Source organism: Flavobacterium sp. FG68, assembly GCF_057808895.1.
This window is the reverse complement of the sequence record NZ_JBMDIY010000011.1, coordinates 15,631-31,632: the sequence shown is the minus strand read 5'-3', so window position 1 is coordinate 31,632 and position 16,002 is coordinate 15,631. Positions and strand designations below refer to the sequence as shown.

Sequence of the window (16,002 nt, the reverse complement as noted above, 5' to 3'; positions counted from 1 at the left end):
TGATGCTGCTTAAAGAGATAAAAAAAATATTAAAGATATTTAATAGTTCTAGATGTTTCTGATTTTTTTATAAGTCTTCCATTTTTAATTTGTGAATACTTTTTTTTAATCCAGTTACCAAATTTATCATATTTAATTTCCATTTCATAGGTTGGAGATTTAACTATATCCCCATATTCGTTTACAATATTTTCCGAATTAATTTTATGTGAATCAATAATAGTTGTTTGGGAACTAATGAGTTCATCATTACTGTTATAATACTCAATAGTTACTTCATTTTTTTCGTAATCATATTTGCTTTTTTCTACTCCAACAATTTTATCTTTTAAATATCCTATAAGTTCAAGAGGATCTCCTTTTTCATTATTTGTTATATCTGTTTTTCGAAAAATATTTCCATTTTGATCCTTATCAGTAACATTTATTAAATAACCATTCGAATCGAAATTGTATGATGCAGTTTCGACAGTATGTCCTAGATATCTGTGCCAATTTTCAAGCTTCCTTCCAATACATTGAGTCCCTGTACTATCATAAATTCTGATAAGTCGCTGTTTTAAGTTATCGTCATTATCATATCTAAGTTCTGTTATTTCATTATTTTGAGAATTGTATGAAGTTATTTCTTTTGTATGCTCAATTGTGTTATTTGAATTATAAAAAGTAGTATATGTTGTGGTTTCTGAAACTAATTTTGGTGAATGAAAATTATCATTTTTCCTGAAATTTAAAGCACTTAAAGTGCTTTGTGAATAGATAATAATAGTTAAGAAAAAAGTAATAATAGTGAGATGCCTTTTCATAATTTAATTATAAAAAATAACGATAAATTTTTAACTCGTGTTTATATATGATTAATCTAATGGAAAGTTATACCCTAATGCAAACACTGCTGTTGACTGTTTTGCAGCCGGATGAAAGTAGCCGGAAATACCAATTTCAAAATTGTTATGTCTGCCTACTGCCAATCCAATACTAAATGGAATATGCAGCAATACATCGCTTTTATTAAAATTAACGTTGGGTGTAAATGTTTGGAATTTACCTATCGAAGTTCCAATACCACCTTCAATAAATGGAGCGACCCATGGAATAGGTGCACAAATGCGAACTTTTCCTCCCAGTAAAAAAGCATTAGTTGTTACTTTATACTGAGGTTGGTTTTGTATATTTTGATCTTTGTCTACAGATTCAAAAATGGCACCAGCATAAGGTCTTACGCTAAACCATGATTTTAACCCTATAATATATTCACCTTGAAGATAGAGGCCGCCTCCCATAACATCTACTTCTTCCTGGCTTCCATAATCTTCGATGTAATAAGAAGCGCTGGATCCAAAACCTATAGATGCTTTAATAGAATTGCCTTTTGTTTGGGCTTTTGAATAAGACGAAAATAAGATGAAAAATAAAATGGTTATAAAACCACGTAAACTTAAGGTCATAATTTTTTGATTTATTAATTTGGCACCGGCGAAAATAAGTTTTATTTTTCAATTTTATATATAAAAAAAACCACCCAATCCGAAGACCAGGCGGTTTTAAAAAAGCATGAACCAATCGATTAGCTTGCTTTCATTTTAATTTGCGATAAAGTATTTTGAATGCTGTTTAATTGTTTTGAAACAATAAAAACCTGACTGTGTTCTAATTCATTTTCTTCGAGCGCTTTTTTATATTTTTCGATAGCAGCTTCTTCTCCGGTAATACAAGCATTTATAATAGCTTCGGTATCACCACCTGTGAAAGATGATTTGATATCAATCCAAGTTCTGTGTAAAGCTCCTAGTGGTCCGCCGCCTGATGTATCTGTTGATTTTCCAAGTTTATTGATTTCGTCTTGTAATTCTACAATAAATAAAGCTCTTTCACGAGCATATTCAAGAAAATCAGCTTTAATGGCTAAATTTTCTACATGCTCTGCAGCGTTTGTATATCCTAGTTTTCCATCTTCAAGAATTGAAATTAATCCTTCTAAAGTTTTCACTGTTTCTTTTGTGGTTTCATCTGTATGTATCATGACTAATAGTTTTTAAATTAATACATTACAAAGTTGGCGATTTATAAAGTGTTATGTTTTACAGGATTATATGTGGTGTTTTACAATATTGTGGAATGGGAATTTTGAAAGTTTATTTTTTTGTTCTCGCAGATTTAGCAGATTCAGCTGATTTTTTCTTTTGAAAATGAATTGTGTCGTTTCCGTTTTGCGTGAGGGATAGTAGTGAAAAGCCCGCAGTCTCGTCTTTTGACGAGACGAGGACTTGTAACGGATAGCCCGACCCGGAGGGGCACGCCCAAAAATTATAGAAACTTATTTTTTGTAACCTTTAATTGATTGATGCCGTCAAAGCTTTATCAATCAAACTAAATCATCACAAAATGAAAACAATCTTAAAATCGTTTATTGTTCTGTTTATAATGGCTTGTTCGGGTTTGTCGGCTCAGAATTTAGAAACTAAAATAGATAGTTTAATTACTTCAAAGTTTAAACCTGAAAACCCAGGAGCTGTTTTTCTTGCAGTTAAGAAAGGGAAAGTAGTGTATAGAAAAGCTTTTGGAATGGCTGATTTAGAAATGAATATTAAAATGAAACCTGAATTTGTTTTTGAAATTGGTTCGATGACCAAACAATTTACGGCTGTTTCTGTTTTAATGCTTGCTGAACAGGGAAAACTGAAGCTTGATGATGAAATTACGAAGTTCATTCCTGATTATCCAACGAATGGAAATGTCATTACACTGCATCATTTGCTGACGCATACATCAGGAATAAAAGATTTTACGAGTATGAAATCGATTAAAGATATTGCAAGACGGGATTTGTCGCCTAAAGAATTAGTAGATTTTTTTAAGAATGAACCTGTTGATTTTAAACCTGGCGAACAATATAAGTATTGCAATTCAGGCTATGTACTTTTAGGTTATATTATTGAAATTGTGTCTGGGCAGACTTATGAGGAATTCATAACCCAAAATATTTTTAAGAAAATAGGAATGGAAAACAGTTATTATGTAAGCCATGATAAAATTATTAAAAACAGGATTTCTGGTTATCGTGACAAGAATGGTTATATAAATGCAAATTATATTAGTTTTTCTATTCCGTATGCTTCGGGATCGATAATGTCCAATGTTGATGATTTGCTGAAATGGCAAAATGCAATAAATACCAATATATTATTAAATCCAGTTTATACAGAAAAAGCTTTTACGAATTATAAACTAAATAACGGGACGAATATAGATTATGGATACGGCTGGCATTTAGAAAAAGTGAAAAACAAAATAATCCGTGAACATGGCGGAAGTATTTTCGGTTTTAAATCTATGGGAGTTTATGAATCAACAGAACAAATTTATGTAGTTGGTTTGAGTAATTGTGAATGTAATTCTCCAACTTCAATTACAAAAGATATTGCTGCCCTTTTAATTGACTAAACAAAAAAAGGGTGTTTTTAAAACACCCTTTTTACTTTATATTATAGCTAATTATACAGTCAAAGCTTCTTTGATTCTGCGTAATGCTTCTTTTAAAATATCGTTGCTTGTTGCATAAGAGAAACGAATACAGTTTGGATTTCCGAAAGCGTCTCCAGTTACTGTTGCAACGTTTGCTTCTGCCAAAAGATACATTGAAACGTCGTTTGCATCTTTGATTTCAGTTCCTTTTAATGTTTTGCCGAAGAAAGAAGAAACGTCTGGGAATACATAAAATGCACCTTCTGGAACGTTGATTTTTACTCCCGGGATTTCTTTTAATAATCCTACAACTAAATCTCTACGACCGTGGAAAGCCTGAACCATTTCGTTTAATACTTTTGGGTCAGCATCTACTGCAGTAATTGTAGCACGTTGTGCCACAGAATTTGCTCCAGATGTTACTTGTCCCTGAATTTTTGTACACGCTTTTGCGATAAATTCCGGAGCTCCAATATATCCAATTCTGTATCCTGTCATTGCAAATGCTTTTGCAACTCCGTTTACAGTAATTGTTTTTTCTAACATTCCCGGGATAGAACCGATACTGCAGAAAGTTCCTGAGAAATTGATGTGCTCATAAATCTCATCGGCAACTACGTAAATATTTGGGTGTTTTTCTAAAACTTTTGCAAGCGCTGTTAATTCTTCTCTGCTGTAAACAGATCCAGAAGGATTACATGGAGAAGAGAACCACATCATTTTTGTTTTTGGTGTAATTGCAGCTTCTAATTGCTCTGGAGTAATTTTGAAATCTGTTTCTACAGATGTTGGAACTTCAACCGGAACTCCGCCAGAAAGTTTTACGATTTCGAAATAAGAAACCCAGTATGGTGCTGGTAAAATAACTTCGTCACCATCGTTTAACATTACTTGTGCAATGTTGTATAAAGATTGTTTTGCTCCTGTAGAAACTACGATTTGAGATGGTTTATACTCTAAATCATTGTCTCTTTTAAATTTTCTGCAGATAGCTTCTTTTAAATCCTGATATCCATCAACAGGAGAATATGTACTGTAATTATCGTCGATTGCTTTTTTTGCAGCTTCTTTAATAAAGTCTGGTGTATTAAAATCTGGTTCACCCAAACTTAAACTGATAATGTCTTTTCCTTGTGCTTTTAATTCGCGAGCTAAAGCTGCCATTGCCAATGTCTGCGAAGTCGCAAGATTGTTGATTCTGTCCGAAAGAATATGGTTCATTATAAAAATTTTGAATGTCCTTAATTGTTGCGCTATTTAAGGATGGTTAATTATTAATAGATTTTTTTTAGTTTAAACAGATAATTCAGGTTTCATTCCTAAGTCACGCAAATGTTTGAAGTGAGCTGCAATAGCACTTCTCATTGTTTTGTATTCGTAATATGGTAAATTACATTCTTTTGCAGTTTCCTTTACGATTTTTGCAATTTTGCCATAGTGAATGTGACTGATATTTGGAAAAATATGATGTTCGATTTGGTGGTTTAATCCGCCAGTGTACCAGTTTACGATTGCATTTTTTGGTGCAAAATTAGTTGTGGTATACAGTTGGTGAACTGCCCATGTATTGTCCATTTCTCCTAATTCATTTGGAGATGGATTTGTAGTGTGATCAACAACGTGTGCTAATTGAAATACAACACTTAAGATTAATCCGGCTGTGTAGTGCATTACGAAAAATCCTAAAAGCACTTTCCACCAGGTAATTCCAATAAGTATTGGTAAAACAATCCAGATTGAGATGTAGATTACTTTTGTAATAATTAAAGTTGTCCAAAGAATTTTTGGGCTTTTTGGTTCACCGTAAGATAATTTTCTTTTAAGATAATTTCTCATTTGCTTAAAATCAGTAGTAATAGCCCAATTGAAAGTTAATAATCCGTATAAGAAAACAGAGTAATAATGTTGAAAACGGTGAAAACTATGCCATTCTGCATGTTCTGTAAAACGAATAATCCTTCCGGCATCCAGATCTTCATCGTGTCCGGGAATATTAGTATAAGTATGGTGAAGCACATTGTGCTGAACCTGCCAGTTGTAAACGTTTCCGGCAAGAACATAAATAGTTCCGCCCATGAATTTATTAATCCAGCTTTTGTTAGAGTATGAACCGTGATTGCCATCGTGCATTACGTTCATTCCAACGCCTGCCATACCTACGCCAATGACGATTGATAAAAGCAGCATTACCCAAAAAGGCATATTTAATGTAAGGATCAAAAAATAAGGAGTTAAAAAAACGGCGAATAGAATAACGGCTTTTAAGTGTAACTTCCAGTTTCCTGTTTTCTGAATGTTATTCTCCTTAAAGTAATTGTTTACCCGTGAGTTAAGTGTTCTGAAAAACTTCAGATTGTCTTGCCTAGCAAAAGTTGGAGCAGTGTTATTCATAATTGTTTTAAATAGTTTTCAAAGGTAATTATTATAAATTCTCAATTTGCAAAATTGAGTTAAATATTTCAATCGTAAAGTAGTACTTTTGTTAAAAATTTACTGCAATGGATGAGATATTGAAATATTTTCCTGATTTGACCGATCTTCAAATAGAACAATTTCAAAAATTAGACTTTTTATACCACGATTGGAATGAAAAAATCAATGTGATTTCGCGTAAAGACATTGATTCCTTATATACAAAACACATTTTGCATTCTTTAGGAATTGCTAAAATCATGAAGTTCGAACCCGGAGCAACAGTTCTGGATGTTGGAACCGGCGGCGGTTTTCCCGGCATTCCGCTAGCGATTCTTTTCCCGGAAACCCGTTTTTATTTAATTGATGTTATTGCTAAAAAGATAAAAGTAGTTCAGGGTGTTGTTGATGCATTAGAATTAAAGAACGTAAAAGCAGAACAAAAACGTGCTGAATTGGTAAAAGGCGATTTCGATTTTATCGTAAGCCGTGCCGTAACCAATATGCCGGATTTTGTTTCGTGGATTCATGATAAAATTAAAAAACAGCATAAGCATACTTTAAAAAATGGAATTTTATATTTAAAGGGCGGCGACCTGACCGAAGAATTAAAAGATTTTCCAAATGCGAGTCTATATGACTTGGCAGCAATATTCGATGACGAATTTTTTGAAACTAAAAAAGTGGTTCATCTTCCTTTAAAATTTAAACCCTAAGTTATACATAAAGATAAATAACCCGTAAAGAATTTCTTTTCGGGTTATTTTTTGAATTAATAGTTTCTACTACTAAGATGCTCTCCTGGAAAAATCCAGAAAAGGATTTGCTTTTATGTCTAAATTATCAATAAAGTTATGAATAGCATTTTCTGATGCTTCTACAGAGTATTTAAACTCAGTATCAAAGAACAATTCTCTGCATAAAACCGGTTCGTTTGAAGAATCATAAACTGCTTCATCAGTTTCATCAAGATTATCATAGCTGTATTGGCAAGGATATAAACGAATTAGTTCGGCAATTGTTTTCTCGAACCATTTATCAAATGTTTTCTTTTTTGGAGTTACGTGTCGGGCTAATAAGGTCAGACCTACAAGTTCGCTTTGAAGCAGATAAGATCCTTTTCTGTATTTTACATCGACCATTCTCACATTCATTAGAGCGATCCATAAAGCCCCGTTTACTAAACTATTAGCAGGTATATCAAGATCGCAGTCAAATAATAAAGGATTTGTTTGCTCACGATCGTTAATCGAGCACCAAAGTGCTTCAATACGTTTTTGTGTGTCTTGCGTAAATTGTGTATAACCTGTAAAACGCCAATAAACCCATTCTAATAAAGCGGCAGTTAAACCTACAGACGCTTTATGGTTAATTTGCATTAATACACACTCTAATGCATCATTGCCTTCAATAGGATCTAATAGCTGATCTATTTTCTTTTTTGTCCATTTAAAATTAATAGGATGTCCAATACTTTTTGCTTCTGAAATTACCTGTGGAACATTGTTTAAATTTCTCATATTTTTTAGTTGTTTATCTTGTATAACTTGTAATTTTTTACAGGGACAAATTTAGAGTGATGTGTCTTTTTAGAATGGAACAAGAAGTTTTTAAAATATCAAAATATGTTTTTTTCACAGCGTATGTTGTTGATAATTAGATATATAAGAAAAGTACTACAATTTTTAAAATTGTCTTGTATATAAGACTCATACAGCTTTAATAATAACTTTTATCATAAAGTATCTAAACAGAAAAAGCCGAATCTTGAAAAAGATTCGGCTTTTTTATACTGACAGGTCACAAACTTGAAACCTGAAACTTGAAACAAAAAATTAACCTAAGAAAGGGTATCTGTAATCTTCAGGAGTTACAAAAGTTTCTTTAATAGTTCTTGGAGAAGCCCAACGTAATAAGTTCAATGCAGAACCTGCTTTATCGTTAGTTCCAGAAGCTCTTGCACCACCAAATGGCTGCATTCCAACAACTGCTCCGGTTGGTTTATCATTAATGTAGAAGTTACCGGCAGCATTTTGCAATTTCGTAGTAGCTACTTCAATAGCATAACGATCCTGGCTGAAAACCGCTCCGGTTAAAGCGTATTCAGAAGTAGTATCAACTAATTCTAAAGCTTCTTCCCATTTAGCATCTTCGTAAACATAAATCGTGATTACTGGTCCGAATAATTCGGTTTCCATTGTAGTATATTTTGGGTTTGTAGTTACAATAACTGTTGGCTCAATAAAGTATCCAACTGATTTATCGTAATTTCCACCAATGATGATTTCAGCATCAGCATCTTTTTTAGCCTGATCAATATAACTGGCTAATTTGTCAAAAGAACCTTCGTGAATAACTGCTGTGATAAAGTTTCCGAAATCTTCCGGAGAACCCATTTTCATAGATTTTACATCAGTAATTAATTGTTCTTTTACAGCCGGCCATAAACTTTGCGGAATATAAGCTCTTGAAGCTGCAGAACATTTTTGACCTTGAAATTCAAAAGCTCCACGAGTGATACCCGTAACAACTTGTTTTACGTTTGCGCTTGGGTGTGCAATGATAAAATCTTTACCACCAGTTTCACCAACGATTCTTGGATACGTTTTGTAATGGTGAATGTTTGCTCCAATTTTAGCCCAGATATCTTTAAATACGTGAGTTGAACCTGTAAAGTGAACACCAGCAAAATCGCGGCTAGCTAAAACAGTATCTGTAATCATTAAAGCATCTCCAAAAACAACGTTGATAACGCCGTCTGGAACTCCAGCTTCTTTGAAAACATCAATAATAACTTTTGCAGAAAATACCTGACTGTCACTTGGTTTCCAAACCACAACGTTACCCATCATTGCAGCACTTGCAGGAAGATTTGCAGCAATAGCAGTAAAGTTAAAAGGAGTAATAGCGTAAACAAAGCCTTCAAGAGGTCTGTATTCTAAACGGTTCCAAACAGTAGAATCAGATTTTGGCTGATCGTTGTAGATTTGAGTCATAAACTCAACATTGTAACGTAAAAAGTCAATTAATTCACAAGAAGCATCAATTTCTGCCTGGTGAATATTTTTAGATTGACCAATCATAGTTGCAGCATTAATACGTGCTCTGTAAGGACCAGCGATTAATTCAGCAGCTTTTAAGAAAATAGCAGCACGTTGTTCCCATGCCATGTTTGCCCACGCTTTTCTTGATTCAAGAGCATTTGCAATTGCTTTTTCGATATGTTGTTTTTCAGCTAAATGATATTTTCCAACTACGTGTTTGTGATCATGAGGAGCTGTAATATTTCTTGTGTTTCCAGTTTTGATTTCTTCACTTCCAATATATAAAGGAACATCAATTTGAGAGTTCCACATTGTAGTGTAAGCTGCCTGAACAGCTGCTTTTTCTGGTGAGTTCGGTGCGTAACCTTTTACAGGTTCGTTTACCGCTTTTGGTACATGAAAGAATCCTTTTAACATGGGATAAATTGTTTTAAAATTTACGAATTGTTTAATTTTATACAAAAGTACAAATGATAATTTGATTATATCACAATACAATATTAAAAAGTTGTAATTTAATAAACTAATCAGGTGAAGTTGTAAAACGAAGTTTTCTATAAACGTTTAAATTTGAGATACTTCTGAAAAGATGTTTTTAAATATATTACTATGAAAATCCCCCTTTTAGCGTTTAATGACAAAGGTATTTACTGCCAGCAGGCAGATGTTTATCTTGATCCTTGGCGTCCTGTAAAAAACGCCATAATCACACACGGACATGCCGATCACTCGCGCTGGGGACATCAAAATTATATTACACATCATACCAATATTCCCATAATCCGACATCGTTTGGGAGAAATAAATGTTACCGGAAAAGAATGGGGAGAAACCTTTGTAATCAATAATGTAAAATTTTCCCTTCATCCTGCCGGACATATTATTGGAAGTTCTCAGATCAGAGTAGAACACAAAGGTGAAGTCTGGGTTTTTACCGGAGATTATAAAACGGAAGACGACGGAATTTCAACTCCGTATGAAGTTGTAAAATGCGACACTTTTATAACCGAATGTACTTTCGGACTTCCAGCTTTCAATTGGACGCCACAAGCCGAAGTTATTACAGAAATCAATAATTGGTGGGCAGAAAATAAAGCAGAAGGCAGAACTTCTATTCTGTTTGGATATTCTTTAGGAAAAGCACAAAGACTTTTAAAATACCTAGATACCGATATTGGAAAAATATACACCCACGGCGCAATCGAAAACATGACAAATGTTTTACGCCCAATGGTTTATTTTCCACCAACTGAATTAATAACCAGAGAAACCAAAAGAGAAGCCCTTTTAGGAAACATTGTTCTCGCTCCGCCAAGTGCACACGGAAGTATCTGGATTAGAAAAATGACGCCTTTTGTAACAGGTTCAGCCAGCGGATGGATGGCCTTTAGAGGTGCAAGACGCAGACGTGCGATTGATAAGGGTTTCGTTTTAAGCGATCACTGCGACTGGCATTCTTTATTAGAAAGCGTCAAAGCAACCGGCGCAGAAAGAGTAATTTGTACGCATGGTTATACTGATATTTTTGCCAAATATTTAAGGGAATTAGGTTACGATGCCAGAACCGAAAAAACACAATATGAAGGCGAAAGCGCCGAAATGGAAAAAGATGAAAAAGAAGTAGATCAAAATGAAACTTCGATTTCTGAAAATTAAATGTAAATGAAAAATTTTGCCCAACTTATAAAAACGCTTGACAGTTCAAACAAAACGAACGTAAAAGTAGATGCCCTGACGACGTATTTTAAAAATGCATCGCCGGAAGATAAAGTATGGACTATTGCGATTCTTTCACATCGTCGTCCGGCAAGACCTGTTAATACCACTTTATTAAGGCTTTGGGCAAATGAACTGGCGAATATTCCGTTATGGCTTTTTGAGGAAAGTTATCATATTGTGGGCGATTTGGCCGAAACTATTGCTTTGATAATTCCAACTACAAAAGAACATTCCGATAAAAGTTTAACCGAATTTCTACAGGAAATCATCGCCTTAAAAAAGAAAACCGATCCAGAGAAAAAGGAATATCTGCATGAAAACTGGATGGCTTTAAATTATTACGAACGTTTCGTTTTCACCAAATTAATTACTGGAAGCTTCAGAATCGGCGTAAGCCAAAAATTGATGACACGCGCTTTATCAAAAGCAGAAGAAGTAGATGAAGATGCATTGGCTTATAAATTAATGGGAAACTGGAATCCCAATACTATTACATTTCAGGAATTGATTCTGGATGAAAAAAGCTCCGATTATTTATCAAAACCTTATCCGTTTTATCTGGCGTATCCAATTGAAGGTGATGTCGAAGATTTAGGAAATCCCGAAGATTGGTCCATCGAACATAAATGGGACGGAATACGTTCGCAAACCATTATTCGTGATGATGAAATTTATGTTTGGTCAAGAGGCGAGGAGCTGGTTACCGATAAATATCCGGAGTTTAAATCTTTTGTAGGCATTATTCCAAACGGAACTGTAATTGATGCAGAAATCTTGGCTTTTCCCGAAAATGAAATCGGAACTTTTAATGATCTACAAGCCAGGATTGGACGTAAAACCATATCGGCAAATCTGCTGGAAAAAGTGCCGGTAATTCTTAAAGCGTATGATATTTTAGAATGGGAAGGAAAAGATATTCGAAATTTACCGTATATAGAAAGAAGAAAATTACTGGAAGATTTATATGAAGATATAAAAGACCAAACCCGTTCTTTTCGACTTTCAGAAAGAGTTTCGTTAACCTCTTGGGAAGATGTAGCAAAAGAAAGAGAACGCGCCCGCGAAATGAAAAGCGAAGGTTTGATGTTAAAACGAAATACTTCGCCGTACCAAGTTGGAAGAAAAAAAGGTGACTGGTGGAAATGGAAAATTGAACCTCTCGTAATCGATGCTGTTCTCACATACGCCATGCGCGGACACGGCCGACGCTCGAATTTATTTACTGATTATACTTTTGCGCTTTGGCAAAATAATGAAAATGGAGAAAAAGAATTAGTCACTTTCGCAAAAGCATATTCCGGTTTAACCGATGCCGAATTCAGAAAAGTGGATGATTTTATAAAAAAGAATACTTTGGAACGTTTTGGTCCCGTTCGAAGCGTAACACCAAAATTGGTTTTTGAAATTGGTTTCGAAGGCATTTCGCTTTCCAAAAGACATAAAAGCGGAATTGCTACAAGATTTCCAAGAATTTTGAGATGGCGACAAGACAAAAAAATAGAAGAAGCCAATTCTATTGAAGATTTAAAAAGTATGATTTCGTAATACGTTGACAATTTTTAAACACATAGAAACATAGATTTTAATGCTAAAAAAAGAGTTTAAAAAAAATCTAGATTTTCACACATAGCTCTATGTTTGTTAATGCAAGTGAAACGTCTTTATGCGGTTTCAGAAACTATGTTTCTATGTGTTAAAATTTACAACAGTTTTGTCGCCACGAATTTCACGGATTTCCACGAATTAATTTTCACACAATGATTTGTGAAAATTCGTGAAATTCGTGGCAAAAAAAATCATTTTTAATCATTAAAATCTGTGGCATTATTTTAATATAAGTTAAATGAATAGGGATGAATTATATGTATTAGCCGAAAACTGGTTTAAAAGTCAGGGTTGGAAATCTTTTCCATTCCAGACGCAAACCTGGACTGCTTTTTTGCAGGGAAAAAACGGTTTATTAAACGCACCTACGGGAAGCGGAAAAACCTATGCCTTGTGGTTTCCTGTAGTTCTCGATTACATTAAAAAAAATCCCGATTATAAAACCAAACACAAACCCGGATTAAAAGCAATCTGGATTACACCTTTACGAGCACTTTCTGTAGAAATAAAACAAGCCGCAGAACGAATTATTACCGATTTAGATTTGCCATTAACTGTCGGAATTCGTTCCGGAGATACTTCGCAAAGCGAAAGAACGAAGCAGAAAAACAAAATGCCCGATCTTTTAATTACAACGCCAGAAAGTTTACAGCTTTTGTTAGCATCAAAACAATACGAAAAAACTTTTGCGAATTGCGGTGCAATCGTGGTTGATGAATGGCACGAATTAATGGGAACCAAACGAGGCGTGCAAATGGAATTAGCGCTTTCGAGATTAAAAACAATTGCTCCAAAAATGCGAATCTGGGGGATTTCGGCAACAATAGGAAATCTCGAATTAGCACAAGAAGTTTTATTAGGTCATGATACTGAAGCGTATAAAAATTCCGTTTTGATAAAAGCACATATCAATAAAAAAATAAAGATAGAATCGATTCTGCCTGAAAAAATGGAAACCTATCCGTGGCGCGGACACATGTGTTTACATTTGATTGATGAGGTTGCGAAAATTATCCGAAAAAGCAAAACGACTTTAATTTTTACTAATGTACGTTCTGCCTGTGAAATTTGGTTTCAGGCGATTTTAGAAAGATATCCAGAGTTTGCAGGCGAAATGGCCATGCATCACGGCAGTATCAGCAGAGAAACTCGTTTGTGGGTTGAAGACGCAATTAGAAACGAAGAATTAAAAGTCGTGGTTTGTACTTCGAGTTTAGATCTTGGTGTCGATTTTGCACCTGTTGAAACCATAATTCAGGTTGGCGGACCAAAAGGAGTTGCGAGGTTTCTGCAGAGAGCGGGACGAAGCGGACATCAGCCAGGAAAAGAAAGTGTGATTTATTTTCTCGCCACACATGCAATGGAATTAATTGAAGCTTCGGCGTTAAAAAAAGCGGTTGCAAAAACGGTTGTCGAAGACCGAATGCCGTATTTAAACAACTGGGATGTTTTGGTTCAATATTTAAATACGCTCGCTGTTTCTGACGGATTTTTTCCGGATGAAATTTATGAAGAAGTCAAAACAACTTTCTGCTATCAAAATATAACCAAAGAAAACTGGAACTGGATTTTGAATTTTATCACCAACGGAAGCCAGAGTTTGCAAGCTTACGATGAATTCAAAAAAGTAGAAATCGAAGAAGACGGACGTTATAAAATCAACAGCCGTTTTATTGCCATGCACCACAGAATGCAAATGGGAACAATTGTAGGCGATGCCGTTTTAAATGTGAAATTTTTAAGCGGAGGATTTATTGGAACTGTTGAGGAATGGTTTGCCTCAAAATTACAGCGAGGCGATGTTTTTACTTTTGCCGGAAGGCGGCTCGAATTGTTTCAAATTAAAAATATGCAGGTTTTAGTTAGAAAAGCTGATCCTAAAAAAACAGCACGAGTGGTAAGCTGGATGGGAGGCCGAATGACGTTATCGGCGCAAATGAGTGAATTGCTTCGGGAAGAATTATACGCCGCAAACACAGATCATTTAACTCCCGAATTAAAAGCTTTGAAACCTATTTTTGACAGACAAAGAAAAGAAAGTATTGTACCTAATAATGACGAATTTTTAATAGAAACTTTTAAAACACGCGAAGGTTTTCATGCGATTTTTTATCCTTTTGAAGGCCGATATGTTCACGAAGCAATGGCAAGTTTAATTTCGTATCGAATCAGTTTATTGTCGCCAATTACTTTTTCGCTGGCGTATAATGATTACGGATTTGAACTTCTTTCTGATCAGGAAATTGATATGCAGTCTGTTTTTGATAATAATTTGTTTACTACAGAATATGTTCATCATGACTTGCAGAAAAGCTTAAACGCAACCGAAATGGCGCGTCGAAAATTTCGTGATATTGCTGTAATCGCTGGTTTGGTTTTTACCGGAATGCCCGGAAAACCAGTTAAAACAAAACATTTGCAAAGTGGTTCACAATTGCTTTTTGAAGTTTTTAGGGATTATGAACCTGATAATTTATTATTACAGCAGGCTTATATTGAAACCTTTGAACATCAGTTAGAAGAAGGACGTTTAATTCAGGCCATGGAAAGAATAAATAATCAGACGATTGTCTGGAAACAATGCAAAAAGCCAACGCCGTTTAGTTTCCCAATAATTACAGATCGTTTAAGGGAAAAAATATCAAGTGAAACATTGCAGGAAAGAATTAAAAAAATGACCGCGAGTTATATGAAATAAGAAATTATGAAAATCAGTATCAACAATCAAAATTTCGTTTTGCATCAATCCGGAGCTGCTTTTTGGGAAGAAAAGAAAATACTTTTTATCTCTGATTTGCACTTGGGGAAAATTGCGCATTTTAGAAAACACGGAATGGCAATTCCGGAGAAAGCGGTTTTGGAAAATTTTGCAAGATTAAATGAAGTGTTGAATCTATTCGATTCTGAAACGATTATTTTTCTTGGAGATTTATTCCACAGTAAAATCAATAACGAATGGGATTTTTTTGCTGATTGGACTAAAACGGTTTCTCAGCAGATTATTCTAGTGGAAGGGAATCATGATATTATCTCAAAAAAAAACTACGCCGATTTAAATATCGAAATTTACGAAGAATTAATAATCGATGATTTTCTATTAACGCATCATCCCACAACAAGAGAAAACTTTTTTAATTTTTGCGGACACATTCATCCCGGAATAAAACTAAAAGGTTTGGGCAGACAGTTTTTAAGTTTATCCTGTTTTTTTAGAAAACCGTATCAAATGATTTTTCCTTCTTTTGGAGAATTCACAGGAAATTTTTATTTGATTCCCGAAGAAAATGACCAAGTTTATGCCATCACAAAAGAAGAAGTAATTGAAATAAAACGCTGAATTAATTCAATGCAAAAGGAGCGCACATTCTAAAAGTAGGCACAATTACTTTGAATGTTTTAGTTGTAGTGAAATTGATCATATTAAAATGACCTTTCATAGCACCGTAAGGAGATGACAATAAACAACCAGAGCTGTAAGTGTGATTTTCACCTGGTTTTAAAACAGGTTTTTTGCCTATAACGCCTTCACCATCAACAATATCTAAGTCGTTTAATGAATCGTGGATTTCCCAGTGGCGAGAAGTAAGCTGAACAGAATCTTTACTATGATTTTCGATTGTAACTACGTAACTAAAAGCAAAGTGAATCTTGTAGTTCTTGAAGTAAGTGCCTTCAAAACTAGTTAGAACCGATATTTTTATGCCTCGTGTAATTTGAGAAACCATATTAACCTAGTAAATCTGTGTGAGTTATAGGC

Annotated in this window: 14 protein-coding genes; 6 read left to right on the top strand and 8 right to left on the bottom strand. The window is 34.4% G+C overall.

From position 1 onward, the window contains the following. Positions 1-29: 29 nt before the first annotated feature. From ACODSB_RS08965 to ACODSB_RS08955, 3 genes are all read right to left on the bottom strand, one after another. Entirely contained in the window at positions 30-806 is a 777-nt protein-coding gene (locus ACODSB_RS08965) for a hypothetical protein (protein ID WP_053472038.1), read from the bottom strand. A gap of 51 nt (positions 807-857) precedes the next feature. After that, complete coding sequence (locus tag ACODSB_RS08960) at positions 858-1,448, bottom strand: hypothetical protein (RefSeq protein ID WP_488936787.1); 591 nt, start codon at positions 1,446-1,448, stop codon at positions 858-860. A gap of 119 nt (positions 1,449-1,567) precedes the next feature. Then, complete coding sequence (locus ACODSB_RS08955) at positions 1,568-2,023, bottom strand: ferritin-like domain-containing protein (RefSeq protein ID WP_053472040.1); 456 nt, start codon at positions 2,021-2,023, stop codon at positions 1,568-1,570. 362 nt (positions 2,024-2,385) lie between these two features. Here ACODSB_RS08955 and ACODSB_RS08950 point away from each other — a divergent pair, with 362 nt between their 5' ends. After that, complete coding sequence (locus ACODSB_RS08950; RefSeq protein WP_488936786.1) at positions 2,386-3,444, top strand: serine hydrolase domain-containing protein; 1,059 nt, start codon at positions 2,386-2,388, stop codon at positions 3,442-3,444. Positions 3,445-3,495: 51 nt separating this feature from the next. Here the strand turns inward: ACODSB_RS08950 and ACODSB_RS08945 are convergent, their stop codons facing one another. Further along, the gene (locus ACODSB_RS08945; protein WP_073489133.1) at positions 3,496-4,686 is read right to left on the bottom strand and encodes a pyridoxal phosphate-dependent aminotransferase; all 1,191 of its coding nucleotides are present in this window, start codon (positions 4,684-4,686) and stop codon (positions 3,496-3,498) included. 72 nt (positions 4,687-4,758) lie between these two features. Next, on the bottom strand, positions 4,759-5,856 hold the full coding sequence (locus tag ACODSB_RS08940) for a fatty acid desaturase family protein (protein WP_053472042.1): 1,098 nt from the start codon (positions 5,854-5,856) through the stop codon (positions 4,759-4,761). Positions 5,857-5,963: 107 nt separating this feature from the next. Between ACODSB_RS08940 and rsmG the strand changes: the two genes are divergently transcribed. Then, positions 5,964-6,593 (top strand): 16S rRNA (guanine(527)-N(7))-methyltransferase RsmG, encoded by a 630-nt coding sequence (gene rsmG, locus ACODSB_RS08935; RefSeq protein WP_488936785.1) that lies wholly within the window; start codon positions 5,964-5,966, stop codon positions 6,591-6,593. Positions 6,594-6,665: 72 nt separating this feature from the next. On the opposite strand, the gene ACODSB_RS08930 is transcribed toward rsmG, so the two are convergent. Then, a complete protein-coding gene (locus ACODSB_RS08930) occupies positions 6,666-7,397 on the bottom strand; it encodes a hypothetical protein (RefSeq protein WP_488936784.1) in 732 nt (243 codons plus the stop codon). Positions 7,398-7,712: 315 nt separating this feature from the next. Beyond that, entirely contained in the window at positions 7,713-9,338 is a 1,626-nt protein-coding gene (gene pruA, locus ACODSB_RS08925) for an L-glutamate gamma-semialdehyde dehydrogenase (protein ID WP_180857464.1), read from the bottom strand. Positions 9,339-9,530: 192 nt separating this feature from the next. Between pruA and ACODSB_RS08920 the strand changes: the two genes are divergently transcribed. The 4 genes from ACODSB_RS08920 to pdeM all read left to right on the top strand — a co-directional run bounded on the left by ACODSB_RS08920 (position 9,531) and on the right by pdeM (position 15,582). Further along, positions 9,531-10,577, top strand: coding sequence for a ligase-associated DNA damage response exonuclease (locus tag ACODSB_RS08920; protein WP_488936783.1), 1,047 nt, complete (start codon positions 9,531-9,533; stop codon positions 10,575-10,577). A gap of 6 nt (positions 10,578-10,583) precedes the next feature. Beyond that, positions 10,584-12,185: an ATP-dependent DNA ligase gene (locus tag ACODSB_RS08915; protein WP_488936782.1), complete on the top strand. Its 1,602-nt coding sequence runs from the start codon at positions 10,584-10,586 to the stop codon at positions 12,183-12,185. Between the two features lie 298 nt (positions 12,186-12,483). Then, positions 12,484-14,943 carry a ligase-associated DNA damage response DEXH box helicase gene (locus ACODSB_RS08910; RefSeq protein ID WP_488936781.1) on the top strand — a complete coding sequence of 820 codons (2,460 nt, stop codon included), beginning with the start codon at positions 12,484-12,486 and terminating at the stop codon, positions 14,941-14,943. 6 nt (positions 14,944-14,949) lie between these two features. Then, positions 14,950-15,582, top strand: coding sequence for a ligase-associated DNA damage response endonuclease PdeM (gene pdeM, locus ACODSB_RS08905; RefSeq protein WP_488936780.1), 633 nt, complete (start codon positions 14,950-14,952; stop codon positions 15,580-15,582). 1 nt (position 15,583) lies between these two features. Here the strand turns inward: pdeM and apaG are convergent, their stop codons facing one another. Then, positions 15,584-15,970 (bottom strand): Co2+/Mg2+ efflux protein ApaG, encoded by a 387-nt coding sequence (apaG, locus tag ACODSB_RS08900; protein WP_073489142.1) that lies wholly within the window; start codon positions 15,968-15,970, stop codon positions 15,584-15,586. Between the last annotated feature and the right edge of the window lie 32 nt (positions 15,971-16,002).

What these genes read in the sequence shown, in the direction of transcription:
- apaG (WP_073489142.1), bottom strand. Translation starts at nt 15,970, where the DNA reads ATGGTTTCTCAAATTACACGAGGCATAAAAATATCGGTTCTAACTAGT.
- ACODSB_RS08910 (WP_488936781.1), top strand. Translation starts at nt 12,484, where the DNA reads ATGAATAGGGATGAATTATATGTATTAGCCGAAAACTGGTTTAAAAGT.
- rsmG (WP_488936785.1), top strand. Translation starts at nt 5,964, where the DNA reads ATGGATGAGATATTGAAATATTTTCCTGATTTGACCGATCTTCAAATA.
- ACODSB_RS08955 (WP_053472040.1), bottom strand. Translation starts at nt 2,023, where the DNA reads ATGATACATACAGATGAAACCACAAAAGAAACAGTGAAAACTTTAGAA.
- ACODSB_RS08950 (WP_488936786.1), top strand. Translation starts at nt 2,386, where the DNA reads ATGAAAACAATCTTAAAATCGTTTATTGTTCTGTTTATAATGGCTTGT.
- ACODSB_RS08960 (WP_488936787.1), bottom strand. Translation starts at nt 1,448, where the DNA reads ATGACCTTAAGTTTACGTGGTTTTATAACCATTTTATTTTTCATCTTA.
- ACODSB_RS08940 (WP_053472042.1), bottom strand. Translation starts at nt 5,856, where the DNA reads ATGAATAACACTGCTCCAACTTTTGCTAGGCAAGACAATCTGAAGTTT.
- pdeM (WP_488936780.1), top strand. Translation starts at nt 14,950, where the DNA reads ATGAAAATCAGTATCAACAATCAAAATTTCGTTTTGCATCAATCCGGA.
- ACODSB_RS08915 (WP_488936782.1), top strand. Translation starts at nt 10,584, where the DNA reads ATGAAAAATTTTGCCCAACTTATAAAAACGCTTGACAGTTCAAACAAA.
- ACODSB_RS08920 (WP_488936783.1), top strand. Translation starts at nt 9,531, where the DNA reads ATGAAAATCCCCCTTTTAGCGTTTAATGACAAAGGTATTTACTGCCAG.
- ACODSB_RS08945 (WP_073489133.1), bottom strand. Translation starts at nt 4,686, where the DNA reads ATGAACCATATTCTTTCGGACAGAATCAACAATCTTGCGACTTCGCAG.
- ACODSB_RS08930 (WP_488936784.1), bottom strand. Translation starts at nt 7,397, where the DNA reads ATGAGAAATTTAAACAATGTTCCACAGGTAATTTCAGAAGCAAAAAGT.
- pruA (WP_180857464.1), bottom strand. Translation starts at nt 9,338, where the DNA reads ATGTTAAAAGGATTCTTTCATGTACCAAAAGCGGTAAACGAACCTGTA.
- ACODSB_RS08965 (WP_053472038.1), bottom strand. Translation starts at nt 806, where the DNA reads ATGAAAAGGCATCTCACTATTATTACTTTTTTCTTAACTATTATTATC.